The sequence below is a fragment of the Mobilibacterium timonense genome (assembly GCF_900155555.1).
In the GTDB taxonomy this organism is placed as follows: Bacteria; Bacillota; Clostridia; order Peptostreptococcales; family Anaerovoracaceae; genus Allobaileyella; species Allobaileyella timonense.
The window spans coordinates 26,795-45,623 of the sequence record NZ_FUHN01000005.1; the positions used below are offsets into that span (position 1 = coordinate 26,795).

The window sequence follows — 18,829 nt, forward strand, 5'->3', positions numbered from 1 at the left end:
AACCGTCTTTCTAAAATCTTTCAAGTACTCTGTTTACAGCGCCGGAGGCTCAGTTCCCTCCGGGACTATCACCGGGAGGATCCCCGGTACCACGTCGACCTGGAGCCTTCCCGTGGAGAAGAACTCGCCGTCCACAACGAACTCCATTTTACCCTTGAGCGGCTCAATGGTCACGCTTTTTACCTGGGCATACGCGCCCAGCTCCGGAAAATCCTCCCTGTCGTTGAGTTTTCCCATCTTGTAGTCAGGGAAAAATCTGAAGAGCTTCCCGCGCCGGGTCTTCTTTATCAGAAGGAGCCCTTCGAGTCCGTCGTTTATCCTGCCGTGGGGGCAGCTCTCCACACCGCCGCCGCAGAACCTCCCGTTGGACACGGTGCACAGCAGCATGTCGCCGGTGAAAAAATCTTTTCCGTCTGCCTGGATCCTGAGGGAAGCTCCGTTGAGCTTCGCCGTGTTTATCCCCAGGGCGAGGAGATAGGAAAAGGAGCCTTTTACAAGCGGAAGCTCCTTCATGCGGTGCGCAAGGATGGCGGTGTTGCCATCGAGGCCGATGTTCAGGCCGTTGATGCAGAACCGTGATCTCTCCACGCCGCCCTCATGCCACGTGAGCCTCAGCAGGTCTGCCATCATCGGCGTTCCGTCGAGCTGCTTTTCTATGTCCAGAAAATCCTTCACGTCTCCGAAGTACCTGACGAAATCGTTTCCGCTCCCCACCGGGACCACGCCCAGGGCCGGCCGTGGCCCTTCACTTCCGTTCTCCAGGAGCTCTTCTGCTATCCCGTTGGCAGCCTCGTTTATGGTGCCGTCACCGCCGCAGGCGTATATCATGGCGCTGACGCCGGAATCCCTGGCGTCCCTGGCGATCCGGGCCGCCGTGTCCGCGGCGTCCATGGCACCGTTGGTGATGTGTATTCGAATGTCTCTCTTATCCTTTTTTATAAACTCCTCCAGGCGCTCCTTAAGTGCCTGGGGCTCTCTTCCTTTCCCTGATACCGGGTTTATGATGAAATCGTATCTCTTTTTTTCCATATTATTTTTTATCTCAAAACTCTGTAGATCAACGGATGTCCTGCCGGCGGCCGGCTGCCTGTGACGAACGCCTTCCGGCATTTCTCAGCCGCCAGTTCTGTCTTTTCCACGATGCTTCCGAAGACCTCCGCCAGCAGCTGACCCTTTTCCACATGATCCCCAACCTTCGCGTGAAGGATCACACCTGCGGTCTTCTCTATATCGTCTTCCTTGCGGAGCCGCCCCGCGCCTGCGAGCCTGGCGGCCTCGCCGATCTCCTGACCGCGGATGGCCGTGATGAAGCCATTTTCTCCTGCACGTATCCCGGTCCTGCAAGTTCCCTCCGGGAGCAGCGACGCGTCCCTGATCACACCGGGGTCCCCGCCCTGGGCTCGGATCATCTCTCCGAATTTTTCAAGAGCCCGTCCGGAGTCCAGCACCTCACGTGCCATCGCCATGGCGCTCTGATGACCGCCGGCCTTTCCTCCCAGCCGGATCATCTCAGACGCCAGCTCAAGACACAGCTCCCTGACGTCGTCCGGGCCGGCCCCCTGAAGGACCTCGATCGCCTCTCTGATCTCGACGGAATTCCCCACGGCCCTGCCGAGCGGCTGATCCATGTCGCTGATCACAGCCGACATCTTTTTCCCAGCAGACCTGCCGATAGAGATCATGGTCTCCGCCAGCTTCACGGCGTCCTCCGGAGTCTTCATGAAGGCTCCGTCTCCGCACTTCACGTCCAGAACTATGCCGTCGCTTCCCGCAGCCAGCTTCTTGCTCATGATGCTGGAGGATATGAGGCTCAGGTTCTCCACGGTGCCGGTGACGTCCCTGAGGGCGTAAAGCTTCTTATCGGCGGGCGTCAGGTTTCCGGACTGGGCTATGACCGCGGCTCCCACGGTCCTCACCTGATCCATGAAGCGTTCCTCGTCCAGCACCACCTGGAAACCGGGTATGGACTGGAGCTTGTCCACCGTGCCGCCTGTGAATCCAAGGCCCCTGCCACTCATCTTCGCCACTGGAACTCCTGCGGCCGCAGCAATGGAGACCACCACCGGAGTAGTCTTGTCTCCCACACCGCCTGTTGAATGCTTGTCTATTTTTATCCCCGGGATATTCGAGAGGTCAAGAACGTCTCCGCTCTGCGCCATGGCGTGGGTGAGGAAAAAGGTTTCTTCCTCGTCCATCCCCCTCAGGAAGACGGCCATGAGCAGGGCTGCGGACTGGTAGTCAGGTATCGAACCGTCCACGCATCCTCTGATAAAGTAATTTATCTCTTCCCTGGACAACTTGCCACCGTCTCTTTTTTTCACGATTATATCGATGATGTTCATGCTTTCACCTGCCTGTCTGAGACCCTGCACATCAGTCAGGATACACCTGTATGTATCCGCTCATGCTCCTGCCGTGCTTTGGTCTCCTCACGTCCAGGAGATCCGCGATGGTCGCACCTATGTCGGCAAAAGTGGTCCTGGTGCCCAGGTCCTCTCCGTGGGCGTTCCCGTGGGTGTACACCAGAAGAGGGATGTACTCTCTCGTGTGGTCAGTCCCCGTCCAGGTAGGGTCATTGCCGTGATCAGCCGTTATCATGAGCACATCCTGAGCATCCATTGCCCTGATGATCTCGGGTATGCGGCTGTCGAATTCCTCGATGGCCCTCCCGTAGCCCTCAGGATCCCTCCTGTGTCCGTATTTGGAATCGAAATCCACCAGATTCGTGAAGATCAGGCCCTGGAAGTCCTCCTTCATCGCCTCGATGGTCTTGTCAACACCGTCCATGTTTGACACCGTATGAACTGCATCGGTGATCCCGTGGCCATTGAATATGTCCCGGATCTTTCCGATGGCACAGACCCTCTGACCCGACTCCTTGATGATGTCCAGCACCGTCTCGTCCGGCGGATCCACAGAATAGTCCCTGCGATCCGAGGTCCTGACTCTCTTCCCATCGATGACCTTGTACGGCCTGGCGATCACTCTGCAGCAGGCGAATTTGCCTGTGAGCATTTTCCTTGCCGTCTCGCAGATCTCGTACAAGCGCTCGAGAGGTATCACGTCCACATTTGCAGCCACCTGGAAAACGCTGTCCGCAGAGGTGTAGACTATCGGCTTTCCGGTAGCCTCGTGCTCGTCGCCGAGGACGTTGATTATCTCAGTCCCGGAAGCCGGGTAATTCCCCAGCGTCCCGATCCCGATGGCCTCCTCGAATGCGCCCATGAATTCCTTTGGGAATCCATCCGGGTAAGTCTTGAACGGAACGTCTGTCTCGAGACCCGCTATCTCCCAGTGGCCCGTGGTGGTGTCTTTTCCCTTTGAAGCCTCTGCCAGCCTTCCGAAGCATCCGGCGGGCTGCACGACGGAATATGCCCCATCGGAATTTCCAGGTATGTTTCCGTATCCCAGGCTCTCCAGGTTAGGAATATGGAGCTTTCCGCAGCGTTCGGTTATATGGCTTATGGTGTTAGCGCCCTTGTCTCCATACGCTTCGGCGTCCGGAAGATATCCGATGCCCAGGCTGTCCATCACTATCAGAACGACTCTCATTGTTCATCCACCTCCATTATCAGCTTAGGGATCCCCCCGAGATAATCCAGGGAGATCAGGTTGTACGTGATGCCGTTTTCTCTTCCTTTGATCCCCTTTCCAAAGGCCGCAGCCCCGTGGAGATGGCCGTAAACGCATGTCTTTACGCCGTACTTTTCCAGAAGCTCCGTGAACTGTGAATGCCTGTTGTTCTCCTCCGCAGGCGGGTAGTGCATGGCGGCGATGAGCTGACCGGCCTGCTGGCTCCCCTCCTTCAGGCTCGCCTCCAGCCTTATGAGCTCCCTCCTGAATATTTTCTCGTCGTGCTCTCCGAAATCCTCGTTCCACGGCAGTTTCCATCCTCTGGTGCCGCAGATGGCTATGTCGGTGCCCTCCACGGGATAGCAGTGGTTCTGAAGGAAAAACATGTCGTCATACAACGTGTTCAGCATTCCTATTTTGCTCCACCACAGGTCATGATTCCCTTTCAGGAGCACCTTCCGCCCCGGCAGCTGATGGATCCACTCCAGATCCGGCACGGCCTCGTCGAATTTAAGTCCCCAGGAGATGTCCCCCGGGATGATCACGACATCGTCCTGTCCTATCCTCTCTCTCCAGGCCTCTTCGAGCCGGGATTCATAATTTTCCCAGCCGTCCCCGAAGATGCTCATCGGTTTGTCGACCTTCGGAGAGAAGGACAGATGTGTATCTGCGATAGCGAATATTTTCATAAAAGAATCCTTATGTCACTACCGACCACTGGGCGACCACTGGTCGTCCATTATTCTGTCGGCCTCTGTCTTGTCCATAGCGGCTACGTTCTGCAGCTTTCTCCTTATCTGTCTCGTCCTGACGCCCACCAGCTTGTCCAGCTCGTCATTCGCCTGATTTATCCTGTTCTGTGCACTCTCGAACACAGACTGGAACGAGTCGAACTCCGTGCGCACGGCACCGAGCAGCTTCCACACCTGGTCCGACCTCTCCTCGATGGCCAGCGTGTTGAACCCCATCTGCAGGCTGTTGAGAAGCGCCGCCATGGTAGTCGGGCCGGCGATGGTCACGTGGTATTTTCTCTGAAGCGTCTCGATGAGACCTGCCCTCACCACCTCGGCGTAAAGTCCTTCAAAAGGCAGGAACATTATTGCAAAATCCGTGGTCGCCGGAGGCGCCAGGTATTTAGTCTGTATGTCCTTAGCCTCCCTCATGATGGTGGACGCCAGCTCTCTCGTACACCTCTGGACCTCGCCCTTGTCGCCGTAGTCGTATGCGTTGAGCAGCGCTTCGTATGTGTCTCCCGGAAACTTGGCGTCTATCGGAAGATATACCACATCGCCGCCGTCACCAGGAAGCCTGATGGCGAACTCCACCCTCTCCCGGCTCCCCGGCCTCGTGGCAACGTTGGTGTCGTATTGCTCCCTGGTGAGGATCTCGGAAAGGATGGTCTCCAGCTGCACCTCCCCCAGTATCCCCCTGGTCTTGACGTTGGTGAGGATCCGCTTGAGGTCTCCCACGCTGGAAGCCACCTGCTGCATCTCCCCCAGGCCCTTGTACACCTGCTCCAGCCTCTCATTCACCATGCCGAAGGACTGGGTCAGCTTTGTATCCAGGGATCTCTGCATGCGCTCATCAACGGTCTGCCGCATGTTCTCCAGCTGGGCGCTGTTCTCGTTCCTCATCCTGCTGAAGCCCTCGTCCAGAGCCCTGAGCCTTGCATCCTGCTGCTTCGCCATGGAGTTCATCAGCACAATAGAAAACACGAGAGCGGTCACGCTGACTCCCAGTACCATCACCAGCAGTATTACCGTTCCCGTGGTCATCTACCGTTCCTCCTGAGTATGTCCATCACCTGAAAAACATCTGAATTGGAGTATCCCATGCGGGCCAGCTTTCTCCCTATCTTGAGGACAGCCTTCTCATCCACCTGGTTATCCCCTTCTTCGTCTCCTTCTTCCGCGGGCTGCAGTCCATATCCGGACCGGATCTTCGCAAGCTCTCTCCGCCCCATCTCGAGGGCCGACCGGAACTCATCCAGCCCCTTTTCCTCTGCAATGTCCTCATATGCCCACTGGATCTCATCTGCCGGGACGCCGCGTTCCTCCAGCTCCCTGGCGATCCTCCGGGACGCGTGGCCCTTTTCCAGGCCTCTTTCCGTATATGCCCGAGCGTATTCGTAGTCGTCGAGATAGCGCAGCTTTTTCAGTTCACTGATACATCCATCTGTTTCTTCCTGGCTGTATCCCTTTTCCCGGAGATGATCTCTCATCTCGCTGACGGTCCTCATCCTGTACCGCAGGAATGCTCCCGCCTCTTTCATCGCAGTCCTCTGCGCCATTGTCACCTCCGTTTTTTCCGGAAAAAACAGTATCTATTTCACGAAGTGGTCGGCGAATTCGATAGCGTACGGTTTTACCTGCTCGAAACCTCTGGTGCACACAGACGCGAAGATCTTCATCGGCATCTCGATATCCCTGATCTGCCACTTGATCCCATCGTGCTCCACCTCTATATTGCAGTCGTACTCCCCGTAAAGAAGCTCCGGAGTGGCGCTGAACACGGTGGCACCGATGGCTTTTACAAAAGCCTCTCTCCTTGTCCAGATCTGGAAGAACTCATTGTAACCGAACAGCTTCACTCTTTCCAGCTCCCGTTCGGAGTAATATCTCTCGGCCATTGCCATGTAATCAATGTCTTTCCCCAGCTGGATATCGAGGCCGCACGGCTGGTCGTCAAAGAGCACTGCCCAGTACTGACCGCTGTGAGAAACGCTGAAGGATGCAAAATCGGGGATATAGGGCTTTCCGTGTTCGCCGGTCTCGATGCTCTCCACCAGCTTCCCCGCGTCCATGCCCTGTATGTCTGAAAGGGCCAGATAGTCCTGTATGGCCCTCTTCAGCAGCACCCTGCTGTTATCTCTGCCTCCCTCAAAATGGCTCGAATGAAATAGATACATAACATTCCCCCGTTTCTCTTCGCCTGTGACATCACACTTTTACCATCACTCAAATATTATAAACTCCACAGGCCCTCATGTCATTACGAAGACGCCATATCCGGTCAGGAAGCGGAAAGCACGTCCGCCCCCTGGGCGATCTCGTCTCCCTCTCCCTGGATGTCGGGCTCAACGCCCTTCCCGTCTATCTTCTCTCCCGACGGAGAAACGTATTCCTCCACCGTGAGCTTTATCACCGAACCGTCGTCGAGCGGGAAGATGCCCTGGATCAAGCCTTTTCCGTAGGTCCTGCTCCCGATGATCTTTCCGCCGCCATTATCCTTGACGGCGCAGGCGAATATCTCCGCGGCGCTTGCCGTGTCGCCGTCCACCAGCAGAACGTAGGAAACGTCCTTGCTGCTGCTGTCGGAGTTGTAGATCTTCTCCTTTCCTGAAGCGTTTTTCACCGTAACGATCCTGCAGGCCGGGAGCAGAAGGTCGGCGCACTTGATGCCCTCATCGGCCACTCCCCCCGGATTTCCGCGCAGGTCGATGATCACCTTCGTGCATCCCTGGTTCTTCAGATCCGTGATCGCATCGCTCAGTTCCTCCGAAGCACCTTTCCTGAAGGTGTTGAGGTCTATGTAGCCTATACCCTTGCTCTTGTCGTAGACGCTGTACTCCAGCGCCCTGTCCTCCACCTGGGCCCTTGCCACCCTGAAAGTCTTTTCCTTTGCTCCGCGGCTCACCACCACTGTCACCGACGTTCCGGCCTTGCCCCGCATGAGCTCCGCCGCCTTGTCCACGCTCTCCGGCTTGCTGCCGCCGATGGACACGATAACGTCACCTTTCTGGAGGCCCGCTTCTTCAGCAGTGCTTCCCTTGATGACCTTTCCCACGATCACCTGTCCGTCGTCTGCCGCCTGTACGGAGATGCCGATGCCTGTGTATGAGTCCAGGTATTTTCTGGAAAAGTTGTCATACTCCGACTTCGTCATGTATTGTGCGTAGGGATCCGGGAGTGCGGAGAGCATTCCGCTTATCACGGCTTTCTCCATCTTATTGCTGTCGGTGTCGTAAAGATCCGAATCGTTGATGGTCTTCTGGATCTCGTAGTATTTTCCCCACTGTTTGTCCAGAGCCTTGTAGTAATCGAGCTTGTCTCCGCTGACCAGGTGGATGCCACCCTTTCCTGACATGAAAAGGCCTATGCATCCCGTGGCCAGGAGTGCACCCAGGCAGACCATCAGGATGCAGATGAACACCAGACGTCTCCTGCTGAGATGTCCGCCCTTGTTTTCATTATCCTCAGATCCTTCAGATCCGCCATGGCCCTCTGGCTTCTCAGCCCGTAATGGTTCCTTAGCCTGATCGGCCGCAGGGCGCCTGACCTCCTCCGGATGCCTGAAGGGGATCTCAGGGTCGTTCAGCTTTTCCGGCTCCAGGCCCATTTCTTCACCCGAGCCATCCATCTCGTGGCGGATCTCTTCAAGCAGCGATCCCGAGGGATCCAGGCCGTAACTCCCCTTGTACTCAGAGGGACTGCCCGGATTAAGGCCCATGCTTACTCCACCAGACGTCTCCTTGTTTTTTTCTGCTTTTATCTTGTTATCATTGTCTGCTTCCATCTGATCTCAGTCCCCCGGACGGCAAAACTCCGTCCACTACCATCTGCACCGTACACCGGTCATTCCACCTGTTGATCTCCAGCTTTCCGTACACATCCAGAAGATCTCCGGACTCTGCCATCTGCCAGATCCTCTCCGCGTCATGAAAAAGCACCGCATTCAAATACCCCTGACCGTCGAAGATCGTAAATCTGGCGTATTTCCTGCCGTTTTTCAGAAATCTCCAGTCTCTTATCTCGACACCTGAAAGTCCCATCACCGGCATCTCATTCCCCTGTCCACATGGCTCGAAGAGCTTCAGGCTCTCGGCCAGCTCCATGTCCGCATCTCTGACTCTGAGCACCTCGTCCACCGGGACCGGCTCATCGAACACATCGGGATCCTCTTTGAAAATAGCCGCCATGTCCTTCTGCAGCCCTTCCCTGAGCTCCGGTATGTATCTTCCATCTATGGTGAAACCGCAGGCGGCATTGTGTCCTCCGAAGTGTATGAACAGGTCTCTGTATTTGTTGAGCATCTCGTAGAGGTTGACCCCGGACACGGACCGCCCCGTGCCCTTCCAAAGGCCCTCGTCTCCGCTCGGGGTTACGATCACCACCGGACGGCGCACTTCCTCCTTTATTTTTCCGGCCACTATCCCGAGAATGCCCTCGTGGACCCCCTCGGCCTCGAGAAGGAGAAAATCCCAGTCCTTCATCTGGTCCTCTGCCTCCGGCATGCAGATCTCATAGGCCTCTTCCTGAAGGCTCCGACGCCTGTCGTTCATCTCCATCAGCCTTCTGCAGTACTTCTCTCCCTGAGCCCTGTCAGGTGCCAGGAGCATTTTCACGCTCACGGTGGCATCTCCAAGCCTTCCTGCGGAATTGATCCTCGGTACCACCCCGAAGGCAAGACCAGAAGCCGTGATGGTTTTTGCGTCGAGGCCCGCCATCTCTATGAGCCGCGATATGCCCGGGCATCCCATCCCGCGGTTTATGAGCTGAAGGCCATACTTCACGATCGTCCTGTTCTCGTCTGTCAGGGGCATTATGTCTCCTATCGTCCCGATCGCCACCAGCTCCAGAAGCCTGTATTTCATACCTGGCGGCAGCGGTCTTTCAGTGCTGAGGGCCAGAGCCAGCTTGTAGGCGACCCCGACTCCCGCAAGGTTCTCAAAGGGGTATCCGGAGCTCTCATCTTTTGGATCGATGAGTATGCCTGGCGCCCTCTTCTCTCCCACGTTGTGGTGGTCCGTGATCACAGTATCCAGTGAGATCTCGTGGGCGAATTCCACTTCCTCTCTTGCCGTGGCGCCGCAGTCCACGGAGACCAGCAGATCTGCACCTCCGTCCTTTATCCTGCGGATGGAATCGCTGTGGAGTCCATACCCCTCATCCATCCTGGAAGGTATGTAGTACGAAAGATTCGAGGTATACGATCCGAGTGCCCTCATCAGGAGCGCCGTGGACGTCACTCCATCCGTGTCGTAGTCGCCGTAGATCACTATCTTCTCATTATTGTCCACGGCCCGGAAGATCCTGTCCACACCTTCCTTCATTCCCCTCATCAGAAAAGGATCATAGGCTTTCTGAGGCTTCGGGGAAAGGTATTCCTCCATATCCTCGTCTCTTATACCCCTTTTCTTCATTATGTCCAAAACTATTTCCGGTATCTTTATCTGCCCTTTTTCCACGCCTGTCTGTCCTGTTTTTTAACTCTCTATAACCGCCAAAATCCGAGATCAAAGATCTCGGATTCTGACTTATAACATTGCTGATTTTACCTTAACACCTCATCCATCCTAGAAAATGGAATACGGGTTCACGGTCGTTCCGTAATGGAACAGGGTAAAGTGGAGATGCGGTCCCGTGGAGTTTCCCGTGGATCCCACGTAGCCCACCACCTGGCCCTTCCTTACGTACTGGCCTCTGCTCACGGCGTATCTGCTCAGATGTCCGTAGAGCGTGGTATATCCGTTTCCGATGGAGATCTGGATGCAGTTTCCGTAGCCTTGATACCATGAAGCCATGGTCACCATGCCGTCTGACACGGCATAGACCGGGGTCCCCGTAGGCAGGCCGATATCAACTCCTCCGTGGAATATCCTCGTACCGAAGATAGGGTGGATACGGTATCCATACGGAGACGTGATGACACCGCCGTTCACAGGCCACCTGTATCCCGACGAGCTGGACGAAGAGCTACCGCCGGAGCTGCTGGAGCCTCCAGAGCTGCTAGAGCTGCTGGAACCGCCAGAAGAGGAATTGTTCCTCTTAGCTTCCTCCTCCGCCAGTTTCTGCTCCCATGCAGCCCTCTCGGCTTCCGCCTGCGCGGCAAGCTGGTTTGCCTCCTGGGTCTTCTGATCTTCCAGCGCCTTGTATTCATCCGCCTGGCTCGCCAGGCTGTCCTTGGTCTCCTGTACCTTAGCCTTGTCCTCTTCCAGCTGTTTCTGCTGCTGCTGCTGAGTCTTCTCCAGATCCTGGATCTCGGCATAGTCGTCCTTCAGTGACGTCAGGAGCTCCTGATCCTGCTGATATACCTTGTGCACCATGGCCACGTTGGTGATCAGATCCGTCACGTTGTCGGAGCTGAGGATGACATCGATCATCCCCACCGAACCCGTCTTGTACATGGCACTCAGCCTGCTGTTTAGAGAGTCAGTCTGAGCGCTGACCTGGGCCTTCTTCGTCTCGAGGTCCTTCTGAGTCTGCGCCAGATTTGCCGTGGTCTGATCGATCTGGCTCTGTAGGCTGTCGATCTTATCCTCGGCCTCCTCCACCTGAGCGTAAAGACTGCTCGCCTTGCTCCCCGCCTCTGAAGCTTCTTTTTTTGCCTGCGCAGCCTGGGCAGCCTTCTGTGATGTCGCCGCCATAGAGCCGGTCACGGCCGCTCCTACCATGGAAACAGTGAGCACCGCTGTTGCCAGGAGCTTCGCACCTCTGTGTCTGTCCATACTTCACTTCCTTTCGATATATTCTCTCTGTTAATGTTATCTCTTTTGTATTGGTCCTATTTCTGGAGAAATCTCCTGATGGAGATGATACTTCCGAAGGTTCCGATGCCGATACCCAGCGCCGCGAAGATCACGACCAGGTTAGGTATCAGATAAGAACTCGGGACCACCGGCACCGAGAATATCCTCATTATGTCCTTTCCGATAACCGAGATAACCTGTCCATATACTACATACATGAGGAGCGACGCCGCTGCCGCAGATACGAATCCTAGTATGATGCCCTCCAGCAGGAACGGGCCCCTGACGAACCAGTCCGTGGCTCCCAGATATTTCATGATCCCGATCTCCTTCGACCGGTTGAACACCGTCAGCTTTATTGTATTCGCCACTATTATCACGGAGACCACGATGAGGAACACCATCACCACGGCGGAGGCGTTCCTGATGAATCTGGTGGCCTTTGCAAGCTTGGCGATCGTATCCTGATAGTAGTTTACGTCGTCGACACCGGTGATATTCTTCGCCGCTGCAGCCACGCTGTCCGCAGCAGATTTGTCTTTCACATACACCAGATACGAGTCCGGAAGCGGATTGGAATCCAGGTTGTCAAGCAGATAACCGTTGTCTCCCCACCTCTGCTTCATTATCTTGAGGGCGTCTTCCTTGCTCCTGTACTCCACCTTCTCAACGCCATTCATGTCCTTGATCTGTTCCTCTATGGCGGAATTAGTCGCGTCGTCGTTGTCCTCTCCCAGGTAGACGTTCACGACGTTGTAGTCCTGGCTGATGACGTTGGCGAACAGATTAACATTCACGAAGGCCACGAAAAAGATGCCCAGTATAAGCATCATGGCCGTGATGGCAAGTACGGCTGCGAAGTTCACGCCCTTGTTCCTGTTAGTCTGAGCAAGTGCCTGCTTGAGAGCATAACCGATCTTAGAAAACATACTGGTCCACCTCCTCATTGCTGAAGTAGAGGTTGACCTCATCATCGGTAAAGCCATAAGACCCCTGCTCATCTCTGACGATCTTGCCGTGGTCGATGGCTACAACTCTCTTATTCATTTTGTCTACTATATCTTTCGCATGTGTGACCATGAGCACAGTCGTTCCCCTGAGGTTGATCTTGTCCAGTATCTCCATGATCTCCATGGCGGTCACCGGATCCAGATTTCCTGTAGGCTCGTCAGCGATCAGCACACGTGGATTGTTGACTATCGCCCTCGCGATGCCCACCCTCTGCTGTTCACCGGCACTGAGCTCGCTCGGATACCTGTTCGCCTTGTCAGCGATCCCCACGAGGTCGAGCACGTGAGGCACCTGCCTTCTGATATCTTTTTTTCTCTTGTGGACCACTTCCATAGCGAAGGCCACATTCTCGAATACAGTTTTTTTCTCTATCAGCCTGAAGTCCTGGAATACCATTCCTATCTTCTGTCTGAGCCCCGGGATCTGACGTCTTGAAAAATTGGTGATATCGTTTCCCGCAACGTAAATATGACCGCTGTCCTCGGTGATCTCCCTGAGGATCAGTCTGATAAAAGTGGTCTTTCCCGCTCCGCTCGGTCCCACGAGGAACACGAAATCTCCCTTGTGTATATGGACTGAAGCGTGAGACAGACCCACGTTTGAACCGTAATTTTTACATACATCGTCAAATATGATCATCAGAACCTCCGGCTGGTACTATAAACACAAGTCATTATAACCTAAATAAACAAAATAATAAAATATTGTCTACCAAATTTTACGTAAAAATTATTGTTTACCGGTCTGCGAGGCCCTTGATGATGGCACTGCAACTACATGTTGTGTTCAGCATCACTCTGTGGTGGCAAATAATCTATTTTGTTCCTCAATCGTCCTCGTATGTATTCCGCCTCGGGCATGTATGAAAAGATGAAGTCCCAGAAGCCCTTTCCGTGATTCGGATGCTTCAGATGTGCCAGCTCGTGCAGCACCACATATTCGATCTCCTCCACCGGCAGCTGTGAAAGGCAGATGCTGAACCGCAGTTTTCCCGTGGACGGCGCGCACACTCCCCACCTGGATCTCATCCTTGATATGGACCATCCGCTGCACTGAAGTCCGGTCAACTCCTCCCACCTTGGCACCAGCTCCTCCAGCAGCCGTCTCAGATGCCTGGCACTCATATTTATCATGTATTTCTCCGTATCCACAGCGGTCTTTCCAGGCGGTACAGTCAGGACTATCACGTCTTCATCCGACCTTAACCTTGATGAATACCGTCCACCGGAGATCACCTCAAGGCGATAGACCTTTCCGAGCAGGCGATACGTCTCCCCTGTCTTGTACTCACGCACCGGCCTGTCCGCGGTAAAACCCGTCTTCTCTTGATGTATGCGTATCCAGGCTTCCCTCGATTTAAAGAACTTGAGCGCCTGAGATCTGGAAACGTCGAGAGGACAGGAAAGGTCCACCGTCCCGTCTTCCCTCAGTCTGATCACCAGGTTCCTTATATTCTTCCTCCTGTAATTGACGACGAATTCGTCGATCAGCAGGGTCTCCGTAGGCCCCAGCTGACGTCCCTGACCCACACGGGTCCTCGCTGATCTCCTGGAACTGTTTTTCAATTCTGCCTCCTGCCAGGGTGCCAACAGACGTTTCTCTCCACTCGCCCGGCGCACTCTCCTCTGGTCGTACCTGGGATTCTACAGCATCCCCCGGGATCTCTCAAACAGAGAAATACCTTTTTCCTGCAAAAAAAGACCGATATCGATCTTTCCATAAAAAACAGCAGCCAGACCAAATGTCCGGCCGCCATTGAATGTCTATGTTCTGTCGCAATACTATACAGAAAGGACTTTTGAAAGGAAATCCTTCGTCCTCGGCTGCTGCGGGTCATCGATCACCTGTTCAGGCGTCCCCTCCTCCACGATCACTCCGTCGTCCATGAAGATGACCTTATCAGCCACCTCTTTTGCAAAGCCCATCTCGTGGGTCACAACTATCATTGCCAGGCCTTCCTTTGCCAGGTCCTTCATAACGCTGAGCACCTCACCTACCATCTCCGGATCGAGCGCCGATGTAGGCTCGTCGAAGAGCATCACCTCAGGATCCATAGCCAGTGCCCTTGCTATTGCAACACGCTGCTGCTGACCGCCGGACAGCGACTTCGGATACTCGGAAGCCTTGTCCTCAAGGCCAACTCTGGCCAACAGTTCCATGGCCTTCTTTTCCGCCTCCTCCTGGGAGACGCCCTTTACATTCATGGGTGCGATGGTGATGTTTTCCAGCACCGTTTTGTGCGGGAAAAGATTGAAGCTCTGGAACACCATGCCCATCCTCTTCCTCACTTCGTTGATGTTCTTATCTGTGATCAGCTCACCGTCGATGTAGATCTCACCGGAGGTAGGCTCCTCCAGGTGATTGATGCATCTCAGCATGGTGGATTTGCCCGATCCCGACGGCCCTATTATGCACAGCACCTCGGATTCGTCCACTGTCTCGTTTATTCCCTTCAGCACCTTGTGACTGCCGAAACTCTTGTGCAGATCTTTTATCTCTATCATTTTATGCCGCCTCCTCGTGTCTCATCTTGCCCTCAACGTGTCCGATGATCTTGGAGAGCGGAATGGTGAGGAGCATATATACCAGCGCCACGCCAATGTAGGCCGGGAAAGTCTCAAACGTTGCCGCATTCCACAGGGCGCCTCTCCTCATGACCTCTACAACTCCGACGAAGCTGAGTACCGAGGTCTCCTTTATCAGAGTAACGAACTCGTTGCCCACAGCAGGGAGTATCACCTTAACCGCCTGCGGGATGATTATCAGCCTCATGGCCATTGACTTGCTCATGCCCAGCGATCTGGCCGCCTCCATCTGGCCTTTGTCCACGGCCTGGATACCACTCCTGACGATCTCAGCCATGTATGCGGCACTGTTGAGGCCGCAGACTATCACTGCCGGTATCACCAGGTTATCCCACCGGAACTCCACGTTGTTGGCCTGGAGGAGCTGCGGTATGCCGTACGCGAATATAAACGCCTGGACCACCATCGGTGTCCCCCTTACCACATCTATGTATATCTTTGCTATAGTTCTCAGCACCGTGTTGTTCGCCAGCCTGAGAAGGGCCAGGAAGAGTCCGATTATAGCTCCTATGATAACAGCGATCAGGCTGACGGCCACTGTTGCCGGAATACCCTGACACGCTATCAGAAAACCTTTCCAATACATTGCCATTTACTGCACCGTTCCTTTGTCTTGATCTGTTGGCATCTCAATAAACTCCGTAATAATACCACGAGTGAATGGCATCTCGCAATAAATAATTCAAATAAATGCATAAACATTCATGTTTTGCCAGGTGTTGTCACTACCGCCGGCCGGACCCGGAAGATATCACGCCGTGTCGAGCGTGGGACGCCGAGACGCAAAAAAGCCGCCACATTTTGTTAAATGCGGCAGCTCCTCTTTTTAATCTTACTTTTTCATCTTACCTTCAGTTCTTCGCCAGCTTTCTCACGGCTTCCACGATATCTTCTGCAGTCATGCCGTATTTCTTCAGGAGCTCATCCGGTTTTCCGGACTCTCCGAACACATCCTTCTGTCCTACCATCTCCACAGGGACCGGACAGTTCTTCACCACTACCTCAGCCACCGCGCTGCCAAGGCCTCCGATAACCGAATGCTCCTCGGCGGTCACGATCTTTCCCGTCTCTCTGGCGGCGCTGATAACGGCGTCCTCATCCAGCGGCTTGATCGTGTGCATGTCCAGGACTCTGGCCTGAATGCCCTCTCCAGCCAGTGTCTCTGCTGCCTCAAGGGCCGCTGCAGTCATGATGCCGGTGGCGATGATGGTGACATCGTCTCCCTCTCTCAGTGTCTCGGCCTTTCCGAGCTTGAACTCGTGATCCTCATCGTAAAGAACCGGAACTGCGGACCGTCCCAGCCTCACATATGCCGGTCCTTCCATGTCCACGGCCTGTTTAAGGAGCTTCTTTGCGCTTACCGCATCCGACGGGTTTATTACCACCATGCCCGGGATCTCCCTCATGAGGGCTATGTCCTCAAAAGTCTGATGGCTTGCTCCATCCTCTCCCACTGTGATACCCGCATGGGTGGCGCAGATCTTTACGTTTGCGCCGGTGTATCCGATGGAATTCCTGATGATCTCATAGGCCCTCCCGGCGGCGAACATGGCAAAGGTGCTTGCGCACACTACATGACCAGAGAGCGCTATGCCGGCGGCCTCAGCCATGAGATCCTGCTCGGCTATTCCAGACTGTACGAAACGCTCCGGAAAAACTCTGGCAAATTCTTTTGTCTTGGTGGATCCGGAGAGATCGGCGTCCATGACGATCAGCTTATCGTTGTTCGCACCTTCCTGCACCAGGAATTCTCCATATGCAGCCCTGGTCGCTATCTTCTTGCTCTCTGCCATTAGTTGTCACCTCCCAGCTCCTGGATCGCCTGCGCCAGCTGCTCCTGATCCGGAGCCTTTCCGTGCCATCCTGCCTGATCCTCCATAAAGGAAACGCCTTTGCCCTTGACGGTGTTTGCGATTATCGCCGTCGGAACTCCCTTCGTGTGCCTTGCGCTCTCAAAAGCGTCGATGAGGTCAGGGAAGGAGTGCCCGTCCACCTCCAGTGTGTTCCAGCCGAATCGTCTGAACTTTCCTTCTACAGGGCGCACTCTCATTACATCGTCCACCCTGCCGTCTATCTGCAATCCGTTCAGATCCACGATCGCTACCAGGTTGTCCAGCTTTCTGTGAGCCGCTGACATCGCTGCCTCCCAGATAATGCCCTCCTGGAGTTCACCGTCACCGGTGAGAACATAGATCCTGCCGGACTTTCCGTCTATCTTGTTCGCCGTGGCCATCCCAACCGCGGCCGAAAAGCCCTGTCCGAGAGATCCTGTGGACATCTCGATCCCAGGCACTTTCCTCATGTTAGGATGCCCCTGGAAAGGACTATCTATCTTCCTCAGAGTCATCATATCCTCTACGTCAAAATATCCTCTCTCTCCCAGGGCGGCGTAAAGTGCAGGAACCGCATGTCCCTTCGACAGAACGAACTTGTCCCTGTCCTCCATTTCCGGATCTCTGGGGTCGATGTTCATCACGTTGAAATAAAGTGCTGTAATGATGTCTGCCGCCGAAAGTGAACCGCCGGGATGTCCCGAGCCGGCAGCCGCAATGGCCTTGAGAGCATTGATCCTCACCCTGCGGGCGGTCTCTGTCAACTCTGCGTAATTAGTCTTGCTCACGATTACCTCCTGATCATCCATAAACTATACAACACACGGGGAACTCCGTCCTCCCTTGTATGGATGATAACACAAGAGGGCTCCGGATTCTTGTTCCGCCGGTGTAAAATTGTTTTTTCTCTGTTCTGTCCCGTTGTCGCAGCGTCACACGTGCATTATCAGGACGGCCATCCTGAAGTACGTCACAAGGGAGACCATGTCCGTAAGCGACGCCATAAGAGGGCCCGCCATGAGTGCAGGGTCCAGACCGATCCTCTTGGCCAGCATAGGAAGGAGCCCGCCTATACACTTGGCGATCACAACGATCACCACCATGGATGCACACACCGTCAGGGCCACCAGCGGTGGATTGTGATCCAGGAAGACGATCCTGGCGAAATTGAGAGAGCTTATGCACAGTCCCACTATGAGGCTGACGCGGAGCTCTTTCCACAGGACCTTCGGCTCGTCACCCAGCTCTATTTCATCGGTGCCCATTCCGCGGATAATAAGCGTGGATGACTGGGTCCCGGAGTTTCCTCCCGTTCCCATCAGCATAGGCATGTAGACTACAAGCGATATCACCTTGGACAGCGCGTCCTGATAGCTCTGAATGATGCCTCCTGTTATGACGTAAGAGCACATGAGAAGGAAAAGCCACGGAAGCCTCGCCTTCACGTGATCCCACACGGACATATCGAAATAGTCCTTGTCCTTGGAGTCGATAACTCCTCCCATTCGCTCGATGTCCTCGGTGGTCTCCTCCTCGATGACGTCCATGATGTCGTCCACGGTGATGATGCCGACAAGGCGGCTCTCGTTGTCAACAACAGGAATGGCGATAAATCCGTATTTCTTGAAAAGGTCGGATATCTCCTCCTGGTCGTCGTCCACGTGGGCGTACACAACGTCCTCCCGCATGATGTCAGACACCTTGGCATTATCCGGGGCGATCACCAGCGAACGCAGAGACACGACTCCGATGAGCTTCCTGCCGCTGTCAAGGACATAGCAGGTGTATATGGTCTCTGAGTCCATTCCCACGTCCTTGATGTGCTCAAGAGCCTCCTTGGCAGTCATCCCCTTCGTGAGGTTGATGTAGTCAGGCGTCATCAGGGAACCCGCCGAGTCCTCTTTGTACTTCAAAAAGGTGTTTATCTGGCGGCGTTCCTGTCTCGGGGTCTTCTCCAGGATCTTGTCCACTATGTTGGCCGGCAGCTCCTCGATGACGTCGATCATGTCGTCGAAGTCCAGCTCTTTTATGATGTACTCGATCTCGGGATCGGTGATGATGTTGATGATCTCCACCTGATCGTCGATATCGAAATTGGCGAAGACATCTACGCTTATGTCCTTGGGAAGCGTCCGGAAAAGTATGACCGCCTTCTGCATGTCATACTCTCTCATCACGTCTCCCAGTATCTCCGCAATATCTACCGCGTTGTTCTTCAGCAGCTCATCACGGCACCTGAAGTACTTCTTTTCCTCGAGAAGCTCGAATACCTTCTCCTCGGTCTCGTCAAATGCCTGATCTCTCTGTGTGATCGCGCTCTCAGGATTTTCCACAGCTGTTCCTCCTTCCGGGCCCGGCCC

General features: G+C 54.7%; 18 protein-coding genes. All 18 read right to left on the bottom strand.

The window, feature by feature from the left end:
* Window positions 1–33: 33 nt before the first annotated feature.
* Window positions 34–1,029, bottom strand: a complete 996-nt coding sequence (locus BQ7382_RS00770) for a diacylglycerol/lipid kinase family protein (protein ID WP_159437177.1) — start codon at window positions 1,027–1,029, stop codon at window positions 34–36.
* An 8-nt stretch (window positions 1,030–1,037) separates the two neighbouring features.
* Window positions 1,038–2,342, bottom strand: coding sequence for a thymidine phosphorylase (locus tag BQ7382_RS00775; protein ID WP_077390119.1), 1,305 nt, complete (start codon window positions 2,340–2,342; stop codon window positions 1,038–1,040).
* 31 nt (window positions 2,343–2,373) lie between these two features.
* Window positions 2,374–3,552 carry a phosphopentomutase gene (locus BQ7382_RS00780; RefSeq protein WP_077389968.1) on the bottom strand — a complete coding sequence of 393 codons (1,179 nt, stop codon included), beginning with the start codon at window positions 3,550–3,552 and terminating at the stop codon, window positions 2,374–2,376.
* Window positions 3,549–4,262, bottom strand: a complete 714-nt coding sequence (locus BQ7382_RS00785) for a metallophosphoesterase (protein ID WP_077389971.1) — start codon at window positions 4,260–4,262, stop codon at window positions 3,549–3,551. The genes BQ7382_RS00780 and BQ7382_RS00785 overlap by 4 nt, the downstream gene beginning before the upstream one ends.
* An 18-nt stretch (window positions 4,263–4,280) precedes the next feature.
* Window positions 4,281–5,348: a DNA recombination protein RmuC gene (locus BQ7382_RS00790; RefSeq protein WP_077389974.1), complete on the bottom strand. Its 1,068-nt coding sequence runs from the start codon at window positions 5,346–5,348 to the stop codon at window positions 4,281–4,283.
* Window positions 5,345–5,863, bottom strand: coding sequence for a regulatory protein RecX (locus tag BQ7382_RS00795; protein WP_077389977.1), 519 nt, complete (start codon window positions 5,861–5,863; stop codon window positions 5,345–5,347). The genes BQ7382_RS00790 and BQ7382_RS00795 overlap by 4 nt, the downstream gene beginning before the upstream one ends.
* A 33-nt stretch (window positions 5,864–5,896) precedes the next feature.
* Window positions 5,897–6,481: a 4'-phosphopantetheinyl transferase family protein gene (locus tag BQ7382_RS00800; protein WP_077389980.1), complete on the bottom strand. Its 585-nt coding sequence runs from the start codon at window positions 6,479–6,481 to the stop codon at window positions 5,897–5,899.
* A 104-nt stretch (window positions 6,482–6,585) separates the two neighbouring features.
* A complete protein-coding gene (locus BQ7382_RS00805; RefSeq protein WP_077389982.1) occupies window positions 6,586–8,088 on the bottom strand; it encodes a S41 family peptidase in 1,503 nt (500 codons plus the stop codon).
* Window positions 8,072–9,760, bottom strand: a complete 1,689-nt coding sequence (gene recJ / locus BQ7382_RS00810) for a single-stranded-DNA-specific exonuclease RecJ (RefSeq protein WP_268874707.1) — start codon at window positions 9,758–9,760, stop codon at window positions 8,072–8,074. The genes BQ7382_RS00805 and recJ overlap by 17 nt, the downstream gene beginning before the upstream one ends.
* 108 nt (window positions 9,761–9,868) lie before the next feature.
* Complete coding sequence (locus BQ7382_RS00815; RefSeq protein ID WP_077389988.1) at window positions 9,869–11,020, bottom strand: murein hydrolase activator EnvC family protein; 1,152 nt, start codon at window positions 11,018–11,020, stop codon at window positions 9,869–9,871.
* 56 nt (window positions 11,021–11,076) lie between these two features.
* Complete coding sequence (gene ftsX, locus BQ7382_RS00820; protein WP_077389991.1) at window positions 11,077–11,970, bottom strand: permease-like cell division protein FtsX; 894 nt, start codon at window positions 11,968–11,970, stop codon at window positions 11,077–11,079.
* The gene (gene ftsE, locus BQ7382_RS00825) at window positions 11,960–12,691 is read right to left on the bottom strand and encodes a cell division ATP-binding protein FtsE (protein WP_077389995.1); all 732 of its coding nucleotides are present in this window, start codon (window positions 12,689–12,691) and stop codon (window positions 11,960–11,962) included. The genes ftsX and ftsE overlap by 11 nt, the downstream gene beginning before the upstream one ends.
* 134 nt (window positions 12,692–12,825) lie before the next feature.
* Window positions 12,826–13,617 (bottom strand): M48 family metallopeptidase, encoded by a 792-nt coding sequence (locus tag BQ7382_RS00830; protein WP_159437178.1) that lies wholly within the window; start codon window positions 13,615–13,617, stop codon window positions 12,826–12,828.
* A gap of 216 nt (window positions 13,618–13,833) precedes the next feature.
* Window positions 13,834–14,556: an amino acid ABC transporter ATP-binding protein gene (locus tag BQ7382_RS00835; RefSeq protein WP_077390003.1), complete on the bottom strand. Its 723-nt coding sequence runs from the start codon at window positions 14,554–14,556 to the stop codon at window positions 13,834–13,836.
* Between the two features lies 1 nt (window position 14,557).
* Entirely contained in the window at window positions 14,558–15,229 is a 672-nt protein-coding gene (locus tag BQ7382_RS00840; protein ID WP_077390006.1) for an amino acid ABC transporter permease, read from the bottom strand.
* A 259-nt stretch (window positions 15,230–15,488) separates the two neighbouring features.
* Window positions 15,489–16,430, bottom strand: a complete 942-nt coding sequence (locus BQ7382_RS00845; RefSeq protein ID WP_077390010.1) for a transketolase family protein — start codon at window positions 16,428–16,430, stop codon at window positions 15,489–15,491.
* A complete protein-coding gene (locus BQ7382_RS00850) occupies window positions 16,430–17,257 on the bottom strand; it encodes a transketolase (protein WP_235847905.1) in 828 nt (275 codons plus the stop codon). Before BQ7382_RS00850 ends, BQ7382_RS00845 begins: the two co-directional genes overlap by 1 nt.
* A gap of 144 nt (window positions 17,258–17,401) precedes the next feature.
* Entirely contained in the window at window positions 17,402–18,802 is a 1,401-nt protein-coding gene (gene mgtE, locus BQ7382_RS00855) for a magnesium transporter (RefSeq protein WP_077390016.1), read from the bottom strand.
* Window positions 18,803–18,829 lie beyond the last annotated feature (27 nt).

Coding starts and splice junctions, on each gene's coding strand:
- ftsE (WP_077389995.1), bottom strand. CDS start 12,691: ATGATCATATTTGACGATGTATGTAAAAATTACGGTTCAAACGTGGGT.
- BQ7382_RS00780 (WP_077389968.1), bottom strand. CDS start 3,552: ATGAGAGTCGTTCTGATAGTGATGGACAGCCTGGGCATCGGATATCTT.
- BQ7382_RS00805 (WP_077389982.1), bottom strand. CDS start 8,088: ATGGAAGCAGACAATGATAACAAGATAAAAGCAGAAAAAAACAAGGAG.
- BQ7382_RS00800 (WP_077389980.1), bottom strand. CDS start 6,481: ATGTATCTATTTCATTCGAGCCATTTTGAGGGAGGCAGAGATAACAGC.
- BQ7382_RS00785 (WP_077389971.1), bottom strand. CDS start 4,262: ATGAAAATATTCGCTATCGCAGATACACATCTGTCCTTCTCTCCGAAG.
- BQ7382_RS00815 (WP_077389988.1), bottom strand. CDS start 11,020: ATGGACAGACACAGAGGTGCGAAGCTCCTGGCAACAGCGGTGCTCACT.
- ftsX (WP_077389991.1), bottom strand. CDS start 11,970: ATGTTTTCTAAGATCGGTTATGCTCTCAAGCAGGCACTTGCTCAGACT.
- BQ7382_RS00795 (WP_077389977.1), bottom strand. CDS start 5,863: ATGGCGCAGAGGACTGCGATGAAAGAGGCGGGAGCATTCCTGCGGTAC.
- BQ7382_RS00845 (WP_077390010.1), bottom strand. CDS start 16,430: ATGGCAGAGAGCAAGAAGATAGCGACCAGGGCTGCATATGGAGAATTC.
- BQ7382_RS00840 (WP_077390006.1), bottom strand. CDS start 15,229: ATGGCAATGTATTGGAAAGGTTTTCTGATAGCGTGTCAGGGTATTCCG.
- BQ7382_RS00775 (WP_077390119.1), bottom strand. CDS start 2,342: ATGAACATCATCGATATAATCGTGAAAAAAAGAGACGGTGGCAAGTTG.
- BQ7382_RS00790 (WP_077389974.1), bottom strand. CDS start 5,348: ATGACCACGGGAACGGTAATACTGCTGGTGATGGTACTGGGAGTCAGC.
- BQ7382_RS00835 (WP_077390003.1), bottom strand. CDS start 14,556: ATGATAGAGATAAAAGATCTGCACAAGAGTTTCGGCAGTCACAAGGTG.
- BQ7382_RS00770 (WP_159437177.1), bottom strand. CDS start 1,029: ATGGAAAAAAAGAGATACGATTTCATCATAAACCCGGTATCAGGGAAA.